Here is a 14,020-nt window from a genome sequence, read left to right as displayed (position 1 = left end):
ATAAATGTAAACGATTTCATTCCCTATTCTCATTCTTTCCGGCGGGCGGGTCAAGTGGCGACAACGATTCGACAGGTTGCTGAGGCCGCCGGCGTGTCGATCGCTACCGCGTCGCGCGCGCTGAGCGGATCCGATGCCGTTGTAGCCGCGACCAAAGACCGCGTCGTGCGAGTAGCCGCTGCACTGGACTACACCCCGAGCCGACTGGCGCGCGGCCTCGTGACCGGTACGACCGGCAACATCGGTGTGATCTTTCCCGACATCACCAACCCCTTCTATACCTCGTTCCTGGCCGAACTCGAATCGCTCGTTGGCGCTTACGATATGGGCATTGTGATCGGCGATTCCCATGAGAATCCCGACCGCGAGTACGCCCTGGTGCGTCAGATGTCCACCCAGGTTGATCGCCTCGTGCTCACCTCCAGCCGGCTGACCGACGAACAGATCGTGGCCGCGGCCGGCCGGCTGCCGGTCGTGCTCGCCAACCGACGGCTCGATGTCGGCGTGGACGTGCCACCTCGGCTGAGCCAGGTGGTCATTGACGTGGACGCTGGCTTCACGTCGGCCGTCACCCATCTGCACGCGCTCGGCCACCGCAGGCTCACCTATCTCGACGGACCCGCCCGTTCCTGGTCGGCGCGCCAGAAACGAGCCGCACTTATCCGAGTCTGCGGCGAACTCGGGTTGAACCTAACCATCGTGGGGATCGAGCGGCCCGACTTCGCGGCCGGGCTCGCGGCGGGCACCGACCTCGACACCGACCGGGCCACTGCCGTGCTCGCCTTCAACGACCAGGTCGCGCTCGGAGTGCTCGCGGCGCTCCGCGCTCGCGGCATCGATGTTCCGGGCCGAATCAGCGTGATCGGCTGTGACGATTCCCTCCCAGACGGGCTCGCCTGGCCAGCGCTGACCACCGTCGACAGCTCCAGCCGAGTCCTTGGCGCCCTTGCTGCGGCCGCTGTGCTCAACCCCAAAACGCACCAGACCGGCAGTGTCCCCACCCGACTCATCGTTCGTCGGTCGACGGCCAGTGCCGTCCCAAGTTTCAACCCCCGTGTAGAACAAACCCAGGAGTCACCGTGACCCTCGCCCCCTCGCCGGCCCGCGTGCCGGCATCCGCTCGACTGCGCCAGCACCCGATCATCGCCGTGTTGCGCGCGAGCGCCGCGACCGACTACGATCCCGTGGTCGACGCGCTCGCCGAGAATGGCGTGCGCTCGATCGAACTCACACTCAGCACATCCGGCACCTTCGAGCATTTGCCCGCCCTGCTCACGCGGGTGGGCGACGACGTCGAAGTGGGGATTGGAACCATCGTGACCGTGCGGCAGGCCGAATTCGCCATCGCGGCCGGGGCGCACTATCTCGTGACCCCGATCGTAAACCTCGATGTGATCGCGCTCGCCGTGCGCGAGGGCATTCCCGTGTTCCCGGGCGGGCTGACGCCCACTGAGCTCTACGGCGCCTGGGCCGCCGGTGCCACCGCCGTGAAGATTTTCCCGGCCGAAACCGTGGGGCCGCAGTACGGTTCGCACCTGCGCGGGCCGTTTCCCGACCTGGAGTTCGTTCCCTCCGGCGGGATCGGCCTCGAAGACATTCCGCGCTGGCTGAACGCCGGTGCCCTCGCCGTGAGTCTCGGCGGCCCGCTCGTGGGCGACGCGCTGAAAGGTGGGTCGCTCGCGGCGCTCGCCGAACGGGCGCAGCGAGTGACCAGCCTCGCAGCGGATGCCCTGGCGCAGCGATGAGCGCCGCATCCGTCGCTCCCTCGGTTGTGACCCTGGGCGAAACGATGGCCCTGATGAGCGCAGACACCTTTGGGCCGCTGCAGCATACCCGGGCCATGACCCTGGGCATTGGCGGTTCCGAGAGCAACGTAGCCATCGCGCTGCGACGCCTTGGCACGCCGGTCACCTGGATCGGTCGGGTGGGCGAGGACTCCCTCGGTGACCTCGTGCTGCGCGAAATCAGCGCGGAGGGCGTGCGGGTGGTGGGAATCCGCGATTCGGAGGCACCGACGGGGCTCATGGTCAAGGAGCGTCGCACGAGCCGGGATACCCGCGTCTGGTACTACCGTCGCGGCAATGCCGGGTCGCGACTGACGCCAGGCGACATTGACCCCGAGCTCATTCGCACTGCGTCGCTGCTGCACCTCACGGGCATCACGCCCGCTCTCTCTGACACCGCTGCTGACGCCGTATTCGAGGCAATCCGGGTGGCTCGCGATGCCGACGTCACCGTGTCATTCGACCTCAATTTTCGAGGCAAGCTCTGGTCGCCCGCTGAGGCCGGCGCCATGTACCGCCGCATCCTGCCGTTCGTTGACGTCGTCTTCGCCGGCGACGACGAGGCGGCCATCGCGGTCGGCGATGCGGCGACGCCGTTGCTGCTGGCGCATCATTTGATCGAGGCTGGGGCCGGCGAGGCCGTTGTGAAACTCGGCGAGCGTGGTGCGGTTGCCGTCGTTCAGAGCCTGGAATACGAGCGGGCGGCCATTCCCACCACGCCGCTTGACACCGTGGGCGCCGGGGACGGTTTCGTGGCCGGCTACCTCGCCGAATACCTGCTGGGCCGCGACGTGGCCACCCGGCTGACCACCGCCGTCACGGTGGGTGCCTACGCCTGCCTGGTTCCGGGGGACTGGGAGGGCATGCCGCGCCGCAGTGAGCTCGCCGTCCTGGGGGCAAGCGAGCGCGTCAGTCGTTAGGCCTGCGGTTGCGGTGGCGAACTACACGTGGTCGCGCCAGCTGTGCTCGGGGGCGAAGCCGAGCATCCGCTTCGCCTTGTCGATCGACAGCAGAGTCTCGTGTTCGCCGACCTCTTTAGTGACGGTGACGTTTGGAAAGACCTCGGCGGCCAAGCTCGCGCTCGACCGGCTCATCACGGTGTCGGCGGCCGCAATGATGAACGTCTCGAAGCCCGGCTGTGCCTGCTCGAGCGCCCGGAGCACGGCTTGGGCGCCGTCGCGACCGTCGATGTAGCCCCAGAGGTTCCACTTGCGCAGGGTGGCGTCAGCGTCGTAGCCGGGGAAGGCCGCGTAGTCGTCCGGATTCATCACGTTGGAGAAGCGCAACGCCGTGATGCTGAGCAGCGGGTCCCAGCGCACCAGCTGAATGGCCATCTGCTCTTCGAGGTGCTTGACCAGCGAATACGTGCTCTCGGGCCGTGCCGGGTACTCTTCGTCAACGGGAATGTATGGCGGGTCGATATCGAACGGCAGGCCCAGGGTCGTCTCGCTTGAGGCGTAGACGATCGTCTTGATGCCGGCCCGCCGCGCCGCCTGAAACACGTTGTAGGTCGCGAGCATATTGTTGTGGAAGGTAGCCACGTCTGGCGCGATTCCCGGTGCCGGAATAGCTCCGAGATGCACAACGGCATCGAACCCGTCGGTGCGGTCGTTGATGCCGAACATCACGTCACTCACCTGGCCGTAGTCGGTGAGGTCGATTTTCGTGAATCCGAAATCGCGAGTTCCCGACTGGTCGAGGTTGGTGACTTTGTGGCCCTCGCCCGCCAGGCGCGCGACGACGCTGCGTCCGAGCTTGCCACTGCCACCGGTAACGGCGATTCTCATTGCGTACTCCTAAATTTTATAAAGCGGATGCCGCTGGCTTACGCTTCGCGCTGCTCCGGCGAGACGGTTTTGCGCGGGTCAAACTCGGCCAGGGCGCGCACGGCGGCATCGATTCTCGTGAGCACGTCGGCGTCGAGCTGCACTCCGGCAGCCTTCACATTGTCGGCGACCTGCTCTGGGCGGGAGGCACCCATGATGGCGGAGGCGACGTTCTTATTCGCGAGCACCCAGGCGAGCGCAAGCTGCGCCATGGTGAGCCCGAGGTCGTCGGCGATCGGGCGCAGCTTCTGCACGGCCGTGAGAACCTCGGTGCTCATCCAGCGCTGGATCGTGTTGGCGCCACCCTTGGCATCCGTTGCCCGGCTGCCTTCAAGGAGCGCCTGCCCCGGCAGATACTTGCCGGTAAGCACGCCCTGTGCAATCGGGGACCAGACGATCTGGGAGACGCCGAGTTCCTCGGCGGCCGGAACCACCTCGGACTCGATCACGCGCCAGAGCATCGAATACTGCGGCTGGTTGGAGATGAGCTGAACACCCAGGTCGGCGGCGAACTTGTGGCCGGCCCGCAACTGCTCGGCGTTCCACTCGCTCACTCCGATATATAGGGCCTTACCCTGGCGCACAACGTCGGCGAAGGCCTGCATGGTCTCTTCGAGCGGAGTCTCCACGTCGTAGCGGTGTGCCTGGTACAGGTCGACGTAGTCGGTCTGCAGCCGAGTGAGCGAGCCATCAATGGATTCGAGGATGTGCTTACGGGATAGCCCGGTGTCGTTGTGACCTTTGGGGCCAGTTGGGCCGAAAACCTTGGTGAAGATCTCAAGAGATTGGCGGCGTTCGCCCTTGAGTGCGTTGCCGAGTACCTGCTCTGCCACGGTGTTGGCGTACACATCCGCGGTGTCGAAGGAGCTGATTCCCGCGTCGAGCGCCGCGCGCACGCAGGCCGTCGCGGTGTCATTCGCAATCTGCGAACCGTGGGTGAGCCAATTGCCGTAGGTGATTTCAGAAACTTTTAATCCGCTGTTGCCGAGATAACGAAATTCCATGGTGTCCCTGTCTGGCACCTCTTGACTGTTAGCGCCGTCGATGATTTGTTGACTCTGGCAACGTATCACTCTACGGAGTCCATCCGGGGCGGTAACCTGAATTCTGACCCACGAGTGAGAGTCGAGAGCAGTGCACGCCATGCAGGGCACCAACCATGACGATCTGCGTCGCCGCAACCTGTCGATCATTCTGCGCCTGGTGCACCGGGGCGGGGCAGCGTCGCGGGCGCAGCTCACCCGACTGACCGGCCTGAATCGGTCGACGATTGGCGCATTGGTTGCCGAACTCGTCGAGCGCGGGTTGGTTGAGGAGCGCATGCCCGACCCGACCCGGTTGGCTGGTCGGCCGAGTCCGATCGTCGCGGCGAGCGACCGAGTGGTGGCCCTCGCGCTGAACCCCGAGATCGACGCGATCACCGTGGGAGTGGTCGCTCTGAGCGGCGTCGTGCACCGCCGAATCCGCTTCGCAACAAGATCGTCGCCGACGGCCGCCGAGGCCGTGGCGATCACTGTGAGCATCGTTGACAAGCTTCGGTCCGAGCTGAGCGAATATTCCATAATCGGAATAGGCGTTGCCGTGCCCGGCCTGGTGCGTGCGTCCGACGGTCTGGTGCGCCACGCCCCACACCTCGGCTGGGTGGACGAGCCGCTCGGTGACCTGCTCGCGGCGGCAACGGGCCTGCCCGTCGTTGCGGCGAACGACGCGAGCCTCGGCGTCACCGCTGAACGCTACTTTGGCGCCGGGCAAGGCATGACCGACCTGATCTACCTCAACGGAGGGTCGAGCGGAATCGGCGGCGGCCTCGTAGTCGGGGGCGTCGCGGCCGGTGGCCGAGCGGGCTATGCCGGAGAATTCGGGCACGTCCGGGTCAGTGCGAGTGGGCAGAAAGACTCAGCTGGCATCGCGGGCACCCTCGAAGCCGAGGTGACCCGCGACGCCCTGCTCGAGGCGCTGGGCCTCCGCGCGAGCGAAACGGATGCCGATACCCTCGAACGCGCGCTGCTCGCCTCCGACTCCCCGGTGGTGCACGCCGAGGTCGCCCGGCAGCTCGATTTTCTGGCCGTCGCCCTGGCTGGCGCGGTCAACGTGCTCAACCCGCAGGTGATCGTGCTCGGCGGCTTTCTCTCCGCGCTGCATGCCGTCGACCCCGACCGGCTCAGCCGCGCGGTCGCCGCTCTGTCACTGGGGACCGCGTTCGACGGGGTGCGGATCGCGCCAGCGCTACTCGGCTCGAATCTGCTGTTGATCGGGGCGGCCGAGCTGGCCTTCGAGGCGCTGCTGCTCGACCCGCAGCTGGATCGTGGGAATACTTTCGCGCTCTCCGCGCTTGGCGCAAGGGCGGCCGTGTCGCCCGCCAGCCATCCTCGCTAAACCAACCAAGGACATCCGCTACGTGATTACCGCCAGCATCCCCGTCATCAGTGCCGAGCAACTCTCCTCGACTGCCGTGCATCCCGGGGACAAGCTGAGCCGGCGACAGCGCATCGTCTACATTCTCATTCTCGGAGCCCTCACCGCCCTGGGCCCGTTCACGATCGACCTCTACCTGCCCGCCTTCCCGACACTCGAGAGCGAATTCGGTGTCTTGCCGTCGGTCATTCAGCTCACCCTGACCGGAACCATGATCGGTTTCGGGTTCGGGCAGCTCGTCGTAGGTCCGTGGAGCGACAAGGTGGGCCGACGGCTGCCGATCATGCTGGCGGCCGGCCTGCACATTCTCGCTTGCGTCGGTGCCGCGATGTCGAACGACATTATTGTGCTCGCGGTGTTTCGCGTGCTGCAGGGCTTTGGCGCTGCGGCCGGTGCGGTCGTGGCGATGGCCATGGTGCGCGACCTGTTCGGCGGCAAGCCGCTCGTGCGTATGCTCTCCCGGCTGGCCCTGGTCAGCGGCCTTGCGCCGGTACTTGCGCCGGTAATCGGTTCGCAGCTTCTGCTCGTGATGAACTGGCGCGGCATCTTCTGGGTGCTCGCCGCCTACGGCGTCATCGTGATTCTGGCCGTTGCGTTCTGGATCGTGGAGACCCTGCCCGAGAGCGAGCTCCACGTGAAGGGGCACAACACCCTGGCGCAGCGCTACAAAGCTGTGCTGAGCGACCGCACCTTTGTCGGCGTCGCGATCATCGGCGCGATGACGTTCACCGGGCTGTTCTCTTACCTCTCGGCCTCGCCGTTTCTCTTTCAGGATGTCTACGGGTTCAGTCCGCAGGAATACGGCCTGCTCTTTGCCGTGAACTCGCTCGGTGTCGTCACCGGTGTGCAGTTGAGCTCGCGGCTGATGCACCGATTCAACATCGGCCCGCAGTGGATTCTGTCGGTCTCCACGATCGTGCTGCTGCTCACTGCCGGGGCGATCGTGCTCCTGGACTTTGCCGGCATGGGGCTGTGGGGCACGCTGGTTCCGCTGTGGTTCTTCATCGCCGCCTGCGGCTTCACTCTGCCGAGCGTTCAGGTCATCGCCCTGAACGCGCACGGGCATGAGGCCGGAACCGCGGCGTCCTTGCTCGGCGCGGCGAACTTCGGTGTGGCCGGCCTGATCTCGCCGGTTGTGGGACTGCTGGGAGTAGGAACGTCGATACCGATGGCATCCGTTATGGGAGTCACCGCGGTGGTGTCGCTCCTCTCGCTCTGGCTGATCGTGCGGCCGCGCACCGTGCCGGCGCTCGAGCGCTAAGCCCGCTCGCAGCTCTGGGCGCACCTAAGGGTCGTGGCCCATGATCTACGATGGGCCCAGTTTTCGGACCTAGGCCCGGTGCAAACGCCGGGGAGCGGATGGTGCGGGTTCGGCCCGCCGATGGCCGAATCGGGAGCGGCTGTTCTACGATGGCGGGATGATGAACCCGAAGTCTCCGGAGCGCGCCGCCGACCCCGCAGCGCGCCGCATCTCCCGCCGCTGGCCCGTGATCAGCGGGATGTCTGCCGTCGCACTGGCCGCCCTGCTTGGTCTGGTCGTCGTCGTGCGTGCCAACGGACTCGTCCTCGAGGTCGACACCGAGTGGATGGGCGAGGTGATCGAACACCGCTCTCCGATCTGGGAGATTCCGTCGCTGTTCATGAACGCCTTCGGTGGCGGTCTGTTTGGCGTGCTGATCGTGCCGATCGTCATCACCCTGGTCATCGTGTTTATCAAACGTCCGTGGGCGGCCGGCTACTATCTCGCGGCTACCGTGGTCAGTGCTGGCGCTGTGCAAGTCCTGAAGCAGGTCTTTGGTCGGGCCCGGCCGGAAGACATGCTGGTCACCTCCGATTTTGGCTCGTTTCCGTCTGGCCACGTCGCCAATGCGGCCACCATGGCGGTGTGCTTCGCCATCATTTTTCCGCGTCTATGGATTGCCCTGGCCGGTGCCGCGTACACGATTGTCATGCTGCTCAGCCGCACCTACCTCGGCGTGCACTGGTTGACCGATACCATCGGCGGGCTGCTGATCGGTGCCGGAGTTGCGGTTGTGCTTTGGGCTCCGGTGGCGGCAAAGCTCGATGGCGAACGTGCACTCGCTGCCCGGCTGCGGCTCGAACGAGACCGAAAGAAGGCAGCCCAATCGTGACTCGAGTGACCCCCCGGCGCAATGGCGACGTCTCCTTCTGGTGGAACCAGCTCGGGCAGCCAGTACCTCGGCCAGCCCTGCCCGGGTCGACCCGGGCCGACGTCGTCATTGTCGGCGCCGGCTATACCGGCCTGTGGACCGCGTACTACCTCAAGAAGGCGGCGCCGCAGCTGCGTATCGTGGTGCTCGAAGCCCGCTTCGCCGGGTTCGGCGCCTCCGGACGTAACGGCGGCTGGCTCACGAACTCGATCACCGGCGGTCGTGACCAGTATCTGAAAAAACACGGCCGACCGGCGGTCGAAAACTTTCAAGCCGCGATGAACAACACGGTCGACGAGGTTATCCGGGTGGCCGCAGCGGAGGGCATCGATGCCGGCATTGTCAAGGGCGGCGAATTCACCATCGCCTACGATGCCCCGCAGCAGCGGCGACTCGAAAATGCCGCGCGGGCCGAGCAGTCCTGGGAGCACACCGACGTCGAGTTGCTCTCGCGGGCCCAAGCGCAAAACCGCATCAACGTGACGGGAACCACCGGGGGCATGTGGCATCCGCACTGCGCGCGCATTAATCCGGCGGCGCTCGTGGCCGGGCTGGCCCGCGCGATCGAAGCGCTCGGCGTTGAGCTCTACGAAAACACCCCGGTGAGCGAGATCGCGGCCAACCGGGCAGTGACCGAATACGGTACCGTCGACGCCGCGTTCGTCGTGCGCGCGACCGAGGGGTTCACGGCCGCGCTCAAGGGGTTGCACCGTACCTGGCTTCCCATGAATTCGTCGCTGATCGCGACCGAGCCGCTCGATGCATCCATTTGGGAAAAGATTGGCTGGTCGGGTCGGGAAACGTTGGGGGACATGGCGCACGCCTATATGTACGCGCAGCGCACGTGCGACGACCGCATCGCTATCGGCGGGCGCGGGGTTCCCTACCGATTCGGTTCGAAAACGGATGCCGACGGCGAGACCCCGCAAACCACCATCGACGCCCTGCGCGAGATTTTGGTGCGCTTCTTTCCTGCGACTAAGGACGCCAATATCGATCATGCGTGGTCGGGCGTGCTCGGTGTGCCCAGGGATTGGGCCGCGACCGTCGGTCTTGACCCGCAGACCGGACTGGCCTGGGCCGGCGGCTATGTGGGCACCGGGGTGGCGACCACGAACCTGGCCGGACGCACCCTGACTGACCTGATTCTCGGCCGCGATAGTGCGCTCACCGAACTGCCTTGGGTGAACCATCGGGTACGCCCGTGGGAGCCGGAACCGCTCCGCTGGCTCGCGGTCACGGCGCTGTATCGCGCTTATTCGTTCGCCGACCGCACTGAGTTGACCGGTCGCCACACGACGTCTCCGCTCGCGCGGGTGGCCGATGTGGTGTCGGGACGCGGGCACTAACCGATCAGTTTTGCGGTGTGTCGCGTCAAGCGGCCAACCAGCTGGGGCCGCAGGCGGCCGAGTTCGGCCGCCGTGAACGGATCGGGTGGGCGCAGCACGGTAACGCCGAGCTCGTCGATCACGGTTTCAAGCGATTGCCGCGACCAGACGTGTCCGTTCAACCGCACGAGCACATCGCCGCCGGAATCAAGCAGGTACAGGTACGGCAGACAATCGATAGATTCGCTCTGATAGAGCTCGACCAGCACGAGACTGTCGATATCGGCGGTGGCGACGCGCGTTTTGCGGCCGAGCAGACTCCGTACCGACAGACGATCGGGGGCGACGCGCAGCGTCATTTTGCTGACTCCGAGCGCGAAGATCACGCCGAGGGCGGTAACCCCACACTGAATTTCGAGCACAAACGGCCAGGTCTGGCGTGGAATAGACAACCAGTAGAACACGAGAAAGAGCGGGATGAACAGGGCGAGCGCCGCGATCATCGCGTGCGACAGGATCCGTTCCTGTGGCCGCAGCACGCGTATTCGTACCGGTTCTAGTCCTTCGCGCTTTATCATTATTTTCCCCCAATGTCGAGTATTGCGTACCTGTTGTGGTCGCCGCGTACCGAAAAAAGGGGCTAGACGAAGCTCGTCGAACCGACTATAAATGACTGCCGAACAAACCCGGCCAGCACGTGCTTGCATGGGGCCCGGAACGTGGGCCAAGTCAATAAACTGGGCCCAGGTTCATAAGGCGGGCTCGGGGAGTTTGTGTCCGCCCACGCTCAGGAACGAGGAGCCGGGTGTACCCCACATTCCTGCCCGTCCGGGCCAGCGGGCGCTCCCAGCGTAGAGTTGGACCGTGCACTCACGGGCAGTCCGCGAACGCGGCAACACAACGAAGCGCTACCGCCTGCATCCAGCGCAAGTCGTGGTCTCCGGCTTCGCCCTGACCATCCTCGTCGGTACCGCCCTGCTCATGCTGCCGAACTCCCGCGTCGGCCCCGGCGGGGCGTCCTTCTTGGAAGCGCTGTTCACCGCCACGAGCGCCGTCTGCGTCACCGGGCTGACCGTCGTCGACACGGCGGTTTACTGGACGCCGTTCGGCCAGATCGTGATTCTGGTGCTGATCCAGATCGGCGGCTTCGGCATCATGTCGTTCGCCTCGGTGGTCGGTTTGGCGATCGCCCGCAAACTCTCGCTGCGCTCGCGCGTCACGGCCGTCGCCGAGACCAAGAGTGTCGGCCTCGAAGACGTCAAGGGACTCGTGCTCGGTGTCGTGCGCATCTCCCTCGCCATCGAGGTGACCATCGCTGTCATGCTGGCCTTACGGTTCATGATCGGCTACGGCGAGCCGGTTGGCCGGGCTATCTGGCTCGGCGTGTTCCACTCCGTGTCAAGCTTCAATAACGCCGGTTTCGCCCTGTTCAGCGACAACTTGATGAGTTTCGCAACGGATGCCTGGATCTGCCTTCCGATCAGTGCCGCCGTGATCCTCGGCGGGTTGGGCTTTCCGGTGATCGTGCAGTTGCGACGGCAGCTGCGAGCGCAGGTGCGGAATCCAAGGCGCGGCTGGTCGATTCGCACCTGGACCATGAATACCCGCATCGTCGTGGCCGGCACGATCGCACTACTCATTCTCGGAACGGCATATATCACCGCGGTTGAATGGTCGAATCCGAATACGCTCGGGCCGCTGGACTGGCCCGGAAAGTTGCTGACCGGTTTCTTTCAGTCGGTGCAGACCCGCACCGCGGGTTTCAACAGCATCGATATCGGCCAAATGGACTCGGCGAGCCTGCTCGGAATGGATGTACTCATGCTGATCGGTGGCGGCCCGGCCGGAACCGCTGGTGGCATCAAGATCACGACCTTCGCCGTCTTGTTCTTCATCCTCTGGACCGAGCTGCGCGGTGCGGTTGCCGTCAACGTTTTTGGCAAGCGCCTCTCCCGGGCGGTGCACCGGGAGGCGATCACGATTGCCCTGCTCGCGGTGGCCGTGATCATCGCCGCAACGGCGGCCCTCATGCTCATGACGGAAATCTCGATGGACGCCCTGCTATTCGAGGCGATCAGCGCCTTCGCAACCGTGGGGCTGTCGACCGGAATCACTGCGGGGCTGCCCTGGGGCGGCCAGATCATTCTCATCTTGCTCATGTTTATCGGCCGCCTCGGTCCGATCACCATCGGCTCTGCTATCGCCCTGCGCGAACGGCACACCACCTATGAACTCCCCAAGGAAAGGCCGATCATTGGCTAAATATTCGCTGTTCGGGCATCGTGACCCGGCTCGCCTGGCCGAAGCCGAATCGGTCGTCGTCATCGGCCTCGGCCGGTTCGGCAGCTCCTTGGCCCTCGAACTCATGAAGAGCGGCACCGAGGTACTCGGCATCGACGGTGACGAAGAGATCGTGCAGGCCCACAACGGACTACTCACGCACGTCGTGCGCGCCGACTCGACCAAGGAAGCGACGCTGCGCGAGCTCTCGGTGCCCGAGTTCTCAAGCGTGGTGGTGGCTATCGGCGGTGATATTCAGGCGAACATCCTGACCGCGTCGCTGCTGCTCAAGCTCGGTATTCCGAACATCTGGGCCAAGGCCGTCAGTGACCCGCACGGTGAGATTCTCACCCAACTCGGCGTCAACCACGTCATCTACCCTGAGAAGGACATGGGTAAACGGGTCGCGCACCTCGTACGCGGTGCCATGCAGGACTACATCGAGATCGGCGAGAACTTCGCGCTCGTAAAGACGGCGCCGCCGGGCGCACTGATCGGCGTTCCGCTCGGCGAAGCCAAGGTGCGTGCCCGCTACGGCGTGACCGTGACGGCGTTTCACCGGCCCGGCGTGGGCTGGAGCTCCACCTCGCTCGACACGGTGATCGAAGATGGCGACATCATCCTTGTCGCCGGGGAGTCGGCGCGCGTCGAAAAGTACAGCCTGATGCGATGAGCGGTCCCTTCACTTTTCTAGCGGATGCCCCGCTCGGCACCCGGGTTGTCGTGCGCACGCGAATCCCCGGTGGCTATACGGACGCGCTCGGTTTTTTGCGCAGCCGCAGCGCGGCATTTGTTTCGGTGCAAACCAAGCGCGGACTGGTGACTCTCGCGATGGTCGACGTCGTGGCCGCGAAAGAGGTGCCGCCGGCGCCCGAGCCGCGCCGGCGGCGGGGGATCCCGGGTTAGAGAACGATGCGCAGCGGCTCCTCGAGCAGCTGGGTCAGGTCGTGCAGGAACGCGGCCGCGACTGCCCCGTCGAGCACTCGGTGGTCGACGGTCAGGGTGATCTTGACCATGGGCACGCTCACGAGCTCGCCGTCGCGCACCTGGGGAACCTCGGTGGCCGCGCCGATCGCCAGAATTCCGGCCTCCGGCGGGTTGAGCACGGCGGTGAACGAGTCGATGCCGAACATGCCGAGGTTGCTGATGGTGAACGTTCCACCAGACATCTGCGCCAGGGACAGACTGCCCGTACGGGCGAGTCCGGCCAGGGTGCGCGTCTCGGTGGCGATGGCGGCGAGCGACTTCTGATCGGCGTCGGCCACCACCGGAACGAGCAGTCCATCGTCGGTGGCGACGGCCACGCCGACGTTGACTCGGTTGTGGCGCAGAATGACGCCATCACCCCAGGAAGCATTTACCTCGGGGTGGGCGCGCAGCACGACAGCGCAGGCGCGCACGAACAGGTCGTTCAGGCTGACCTTGCTGCCGACCGTTTCGAGCGAAGCGTTGACGCTGGCACGGAACGAGACGAGTTGCTCGACGTTGACGACGCTGGTGAGGAAGAAGTGCGGCACAGCCTGGCTCTCGGTGAGTCGGCGGGCTGTGACAGCCCGAATGCGACTGACCGGCACGGAGACCGAGTCGGTCGAAACGGCGGCCGGGGCTGCCTGAGCTGCTACCGGCACCGAAGCGGATGCTGCGGATTCCTGAGCCAGGATCGCCGTGTCAACGTCGGTGCGGGTGATGCGGCCCTGCGGCCCGGTGCCCGCGATCGTGTGCAGGTCGATTCCGTGCTCGCGGCCGATCTTGCGGGCCAGCGGCGAGGTGCGGAGCTCGCCGCTCGGCGTCGACGCTGCGGCCGGAGCGGCCGGAGCGACCGCGGCGGCGGTTGGAGCTGATGCGGCAGGCGCCGCAGCCGGGGCCACCGTGACGGCGGTCGGAGCTGACGCGGCGGGTGCTGCTGCCGGAGCTGCGGCATCCGCTTTGGGAGTGGCGGCAGGAGTGGCGGGCGCGTCCTCCTTGACGATGTTGCTGCCGTCGCCGATGCGGGCGACCGGCGCGCCGATCGGTACGAGCGCGCCGGCGACGACGAGCAGCTGTTCGAGAACGCCGTTGTCGAAGGCCTCGAGGTCCATCGTGGCCTTGTCGGTTTCGATCTCGGCGAGCACATCGCCCTTGTGGATCTCGTCGCCGACCTGCTTCATCCAGCGGCTGAGTTCGCCCTCCTCCATGGTGTCGGAGAGGCGGGGCATGATGACGTCGGGCATGGCCGG

14 protein-coding genes are annotated in these 14,020 nt (G+C 65.6%); 10 read left to right on the top strand and 4 right to left on the bottom strand.

Annotation, left to right across the window (positions count from 1 at the left end):
- Positions 1-54: 54 nt before the first annotated feature.
- Genes CXY73_RS21635 through CXY73_RS16100 form a run of 3 tightly spaced genes read left to right on the top strand, consistent with a single transcriptional unit; the run spans position 55 to position 2,704 of the window.
- Positions 55-1,083 (top strand): LacI family DNA-binding transcriptional regulator, encoded by a 1,029-nt coding sequence (locus CXY73_RS21635; RefSeq protein ID WP_158253132.1) that lies wholly within the window; start codon positions 55-57, stop codon positions 1,081-1,083.
- Positions 1,080-1,745 carry a bifunctional 4-hydroxy-2-oxoglutarate aldolase/2-dehydro-3-deoxy-phosphogluconate aldolase gene (locus tag CXY73_RS16105; RefSeq protein WP_233198396.1) on the top strand — a complete coding sequence of 222 codons (666 nt, stop codon included), beginning with the start codon at positions 1,080-1,082 and terminating at the stop codon, positions 1,743-1,745. Before CXY73_RS21635 ends, CXY73_RS16105 begins: the two co-directional genes overlap by 4 nt.
- The gene (locus CXY73_RS16100) at positions 1,742-2,704 is read left to right on the top strand and encodes a sugar kinase (protein WP_104178263.1); all 963 of its coding nucleotides are present in this window, start codon (positions 1,742-1,744) and stop codon (positions 2,702-2,704) included. Before CXY73_RS16105 ends, CXY73_RS16100 begins: the two co-directional genes overlap by 4 nt.
- 21 nt (positions 2,705-2,725) lie before the next feature.
- Here the strand turns inward: CXY73_RS16100 and CXY73_RS16095 are convergent, their stop codons facing one another.
- Complete coding sequence (locus CXY73_RS16095) at positions 2,726-3,571, bottom strand: NAD(P)-dependent oxidoreductase (protein WP_104178262.1); 846 nt, start codon at positions 3,569-3,571, stop codon at positions 2,726-2,728.
- 38 nt (positions 3,572-3,609) lie between these two features.
- Entirely contained in the window at positions 3,610-4,614 is a 1,005-nt protein-coding gene (locus CXY73_RS16090; protein ID WP_104178261.1) for an aldo/keto reductase family protein, read from the bottom strand.
- Between the two features lie 139 nt (positions 4,615-4,753).
- Here CXY73_RS16090 and CXY73_RS16085 point away from each other — a divergent pair, with 139 nt between their 5' ends.
- From CXY73_RS16085 to CXY73_RS16070, 4 genes are all read left to right on the top strand, one after another.
- Positions 4,754-5,986 carry an ROK family transcriptional regulator gene (locus tag CXY73_RS16085; RefSeq protein ID WP_104178293.1) on the top strand — a complete coding sequence of 411 codons (1,233 nt, stop codon included), beginning with the start codon at positions 4,754-4,756 and terminating at the stop codon, positions 5,984-5,986.
- A gap of 22 nt (positions 5,987-6,008) precedes the next feature.
- Positions 6,009-7,286, top strand: coding sequence for a multidrug effflux MFS transporter (locus CXY73_RS16080; protein ID WP_233198395.1), 1,278 nt, complete (start codon positions 6,009-6,011; stop codon positions 7,284-7,286).
- Positions 7,287-7,443: 157 nt separating this feature from the next.
- Positions 7,444-8,157 carry a phosphatase PAP2 family protein gene (locus CXY73_RS16075; protein ID WP_104137524.1) on the top strand — a complete coding sequence of 238 codons (714 nt, stop codon included), beginning with the start codon at positions 7,444-7,446 and terminating at the stop codon, positions 8,155-8,157.
- A complete protein-coding gene (locus tag CXY73_RS16070) occupies positions 8,154-9,545 on the top strand; it encodes an FAD-binding oxidoreductase (protein ID WP_233198394.1) in 1,392 nt (463 codons plus the stop codon). The genes CXY73_RS16075 and CXY73_RS16070 overlap by 4 nt, the downstream gene beginning before the upstream one ends.
- On the opposite strand, the gene CXY73_RS16065 is transcribed toward CXY73_RS16070, so the two are convergent.
- Positions 9,542-10,102: a hypothetical protein gene (locus CXY73_RS16065; protein ID WP_146071786.1), complete on the bottom strand. Its 561-nt coding sequence runs from the start codon at positions 10,100-10,102 to the stop codon at positions 9,542-9,544. The two genes, CXY73_RS16070 and CXY73_RS16065, sit on opposite strands and share 4 nt — an antisense overlap.
- 286 nt (positions 10,103-10,388) lie before the next feature.
- Here CXY73_RS16065 and CXY73_RS16060 point away from each other — a divergent pair, with 286 nt between their 5' ends.
- From CXY73_RS16060 to CXY73_RS16050, 3 genes are read left to right on the top strand one after another with little or no spacing between them, the layout of a single operon-like run.
- Positions 10,389-11,786: a TrkH family potassium uptake protein gene (locus tag CXY73_RS16060; protein ID WP_104137515.1), complete on the top strand. Its 1,398-nt coding sequence runs from the start codon at positions 10,389-10,391 to the stop codon at positions 11,784-11,786.
- Positions 11,779-12,477 carry a TrkA family potassium uptake protein gene (locus tag CXY73_RS16055; RefSeq protein ID WP_233198393.1) on the top strand — a complete coding sequence of 233 codons (699 nt, stop codon included), beginning with the start codon at positions 11,779-11,781 and terminating at the stop codon, positions 12,475-12,477. Before CXY73_RS16060 ends, CXY73_RS16055 begins: the two co-directional genes overlap by 8 nt.
- Positions 12,474-12,710 (top strand): ferrous iron transport protein A, encoded by a 237-nt coding sequence (locus CXY73_RS16050; protein WP_104137512.1) that lies wholly within the window; start codon positions 12,474-12,476, stop codon positions 12,708-12,710. The genes CXY73_RS16055 and CXY73_RS16050 overlap by 4 nt, the downstream gene beginning before the upstream one ends.
- Here the strand turns inward: CXY73_RS16050 and CXY73_RS16045 are convergent.
- Positions 12,707-14,014 carry a dihydrolipoamide acetyltransferase family protein gene (locus CXY73_RS16045; protein WP_199185405.1) on the bottom strand — a complete coding sequence of 436 codons (1,308 nt, stop codon included), beginning with the start codon at positions 14,012-14,014 and terminating at the stop codon, positions 12,707-12,709. The genes CXY73_RS16050 and CXY73_RS16045 overlap by 4 nt on opposite strands.
- Between the last annotated feature and the right edge of the window lie 6 nt (positions 14,015-14,020).

Source organism: Cryobacterium sp. Y50 (assembly GCF_002929805.1).
Classification (GTDB): domain Bacteria; phylum Actinomycetota; class Actinomycetes; order Actinomycetales; family Microbacteriaceae; genus Cryobacterium.
This window is presented reverse-complemented; position numbering and strand designations above follow the sequence as displayed.

Bases quoted from the DNA above. Each gene is read 5' to 3' on its own strand.
- CXY73_RS16100 (WP_104178263.1), top strand. From the start codon at position 1,742: ATGAGCGCCGCATCCGTCGCTCCCTCGGTTGTGACCCTGGGCGAAACG.
- CXY73_RS16095 (WP_104178262.1), bottom strand. From the start codon at position 3,571: ATGAGAATCGCCGTTACCGGTGGCAGTGGCAAGCTCGGACGCAGCGTC.
- CXY73_RS16090 (WP_104178261.1), bottom strand. From the start codon at position 4,614: ATGGAATTTCGTTATCTCGGCAACAGCGGATTAAAAGTTTCTGAAATC.
- CXY73_RS16085 (WP_104178293.1), top strand. From the start codon at position 4,754: ATGCAGGGCACCAACCATGACGATCTGCGTCGCCGCAACCTGTCGATC.
- CXY73_RS16075 (WP_104137524.1), top strand. From the start codon at position 7,444: ATGATGAACCCGAAGTCTCCGGAGCGCGCCGCCGACCCCGCAGCGCGC.
- CXY73_RS16065 (WP_146071786.1), bottom strand. From the start codon at position 10,102: ATGATAAAGCGCGAAGGACTAGAACCGGTACGAATACGCGTGCTGCGG.
- CXY73_RS16050 (WP_104137512.1), top strand. From the start codon at position 12,474: ATGAGCGGTCCCTTCACTTTTCTAGCGGATGCCCCGCTCGGCACCCGG.
- CXY73_RS16045 (WP_199185405.1), bottom strand. From the start codon at position 14,014: ATGCCCGACGTCATCATGCCCCGCCTCTCCGACACCATGGAGGAGGGC.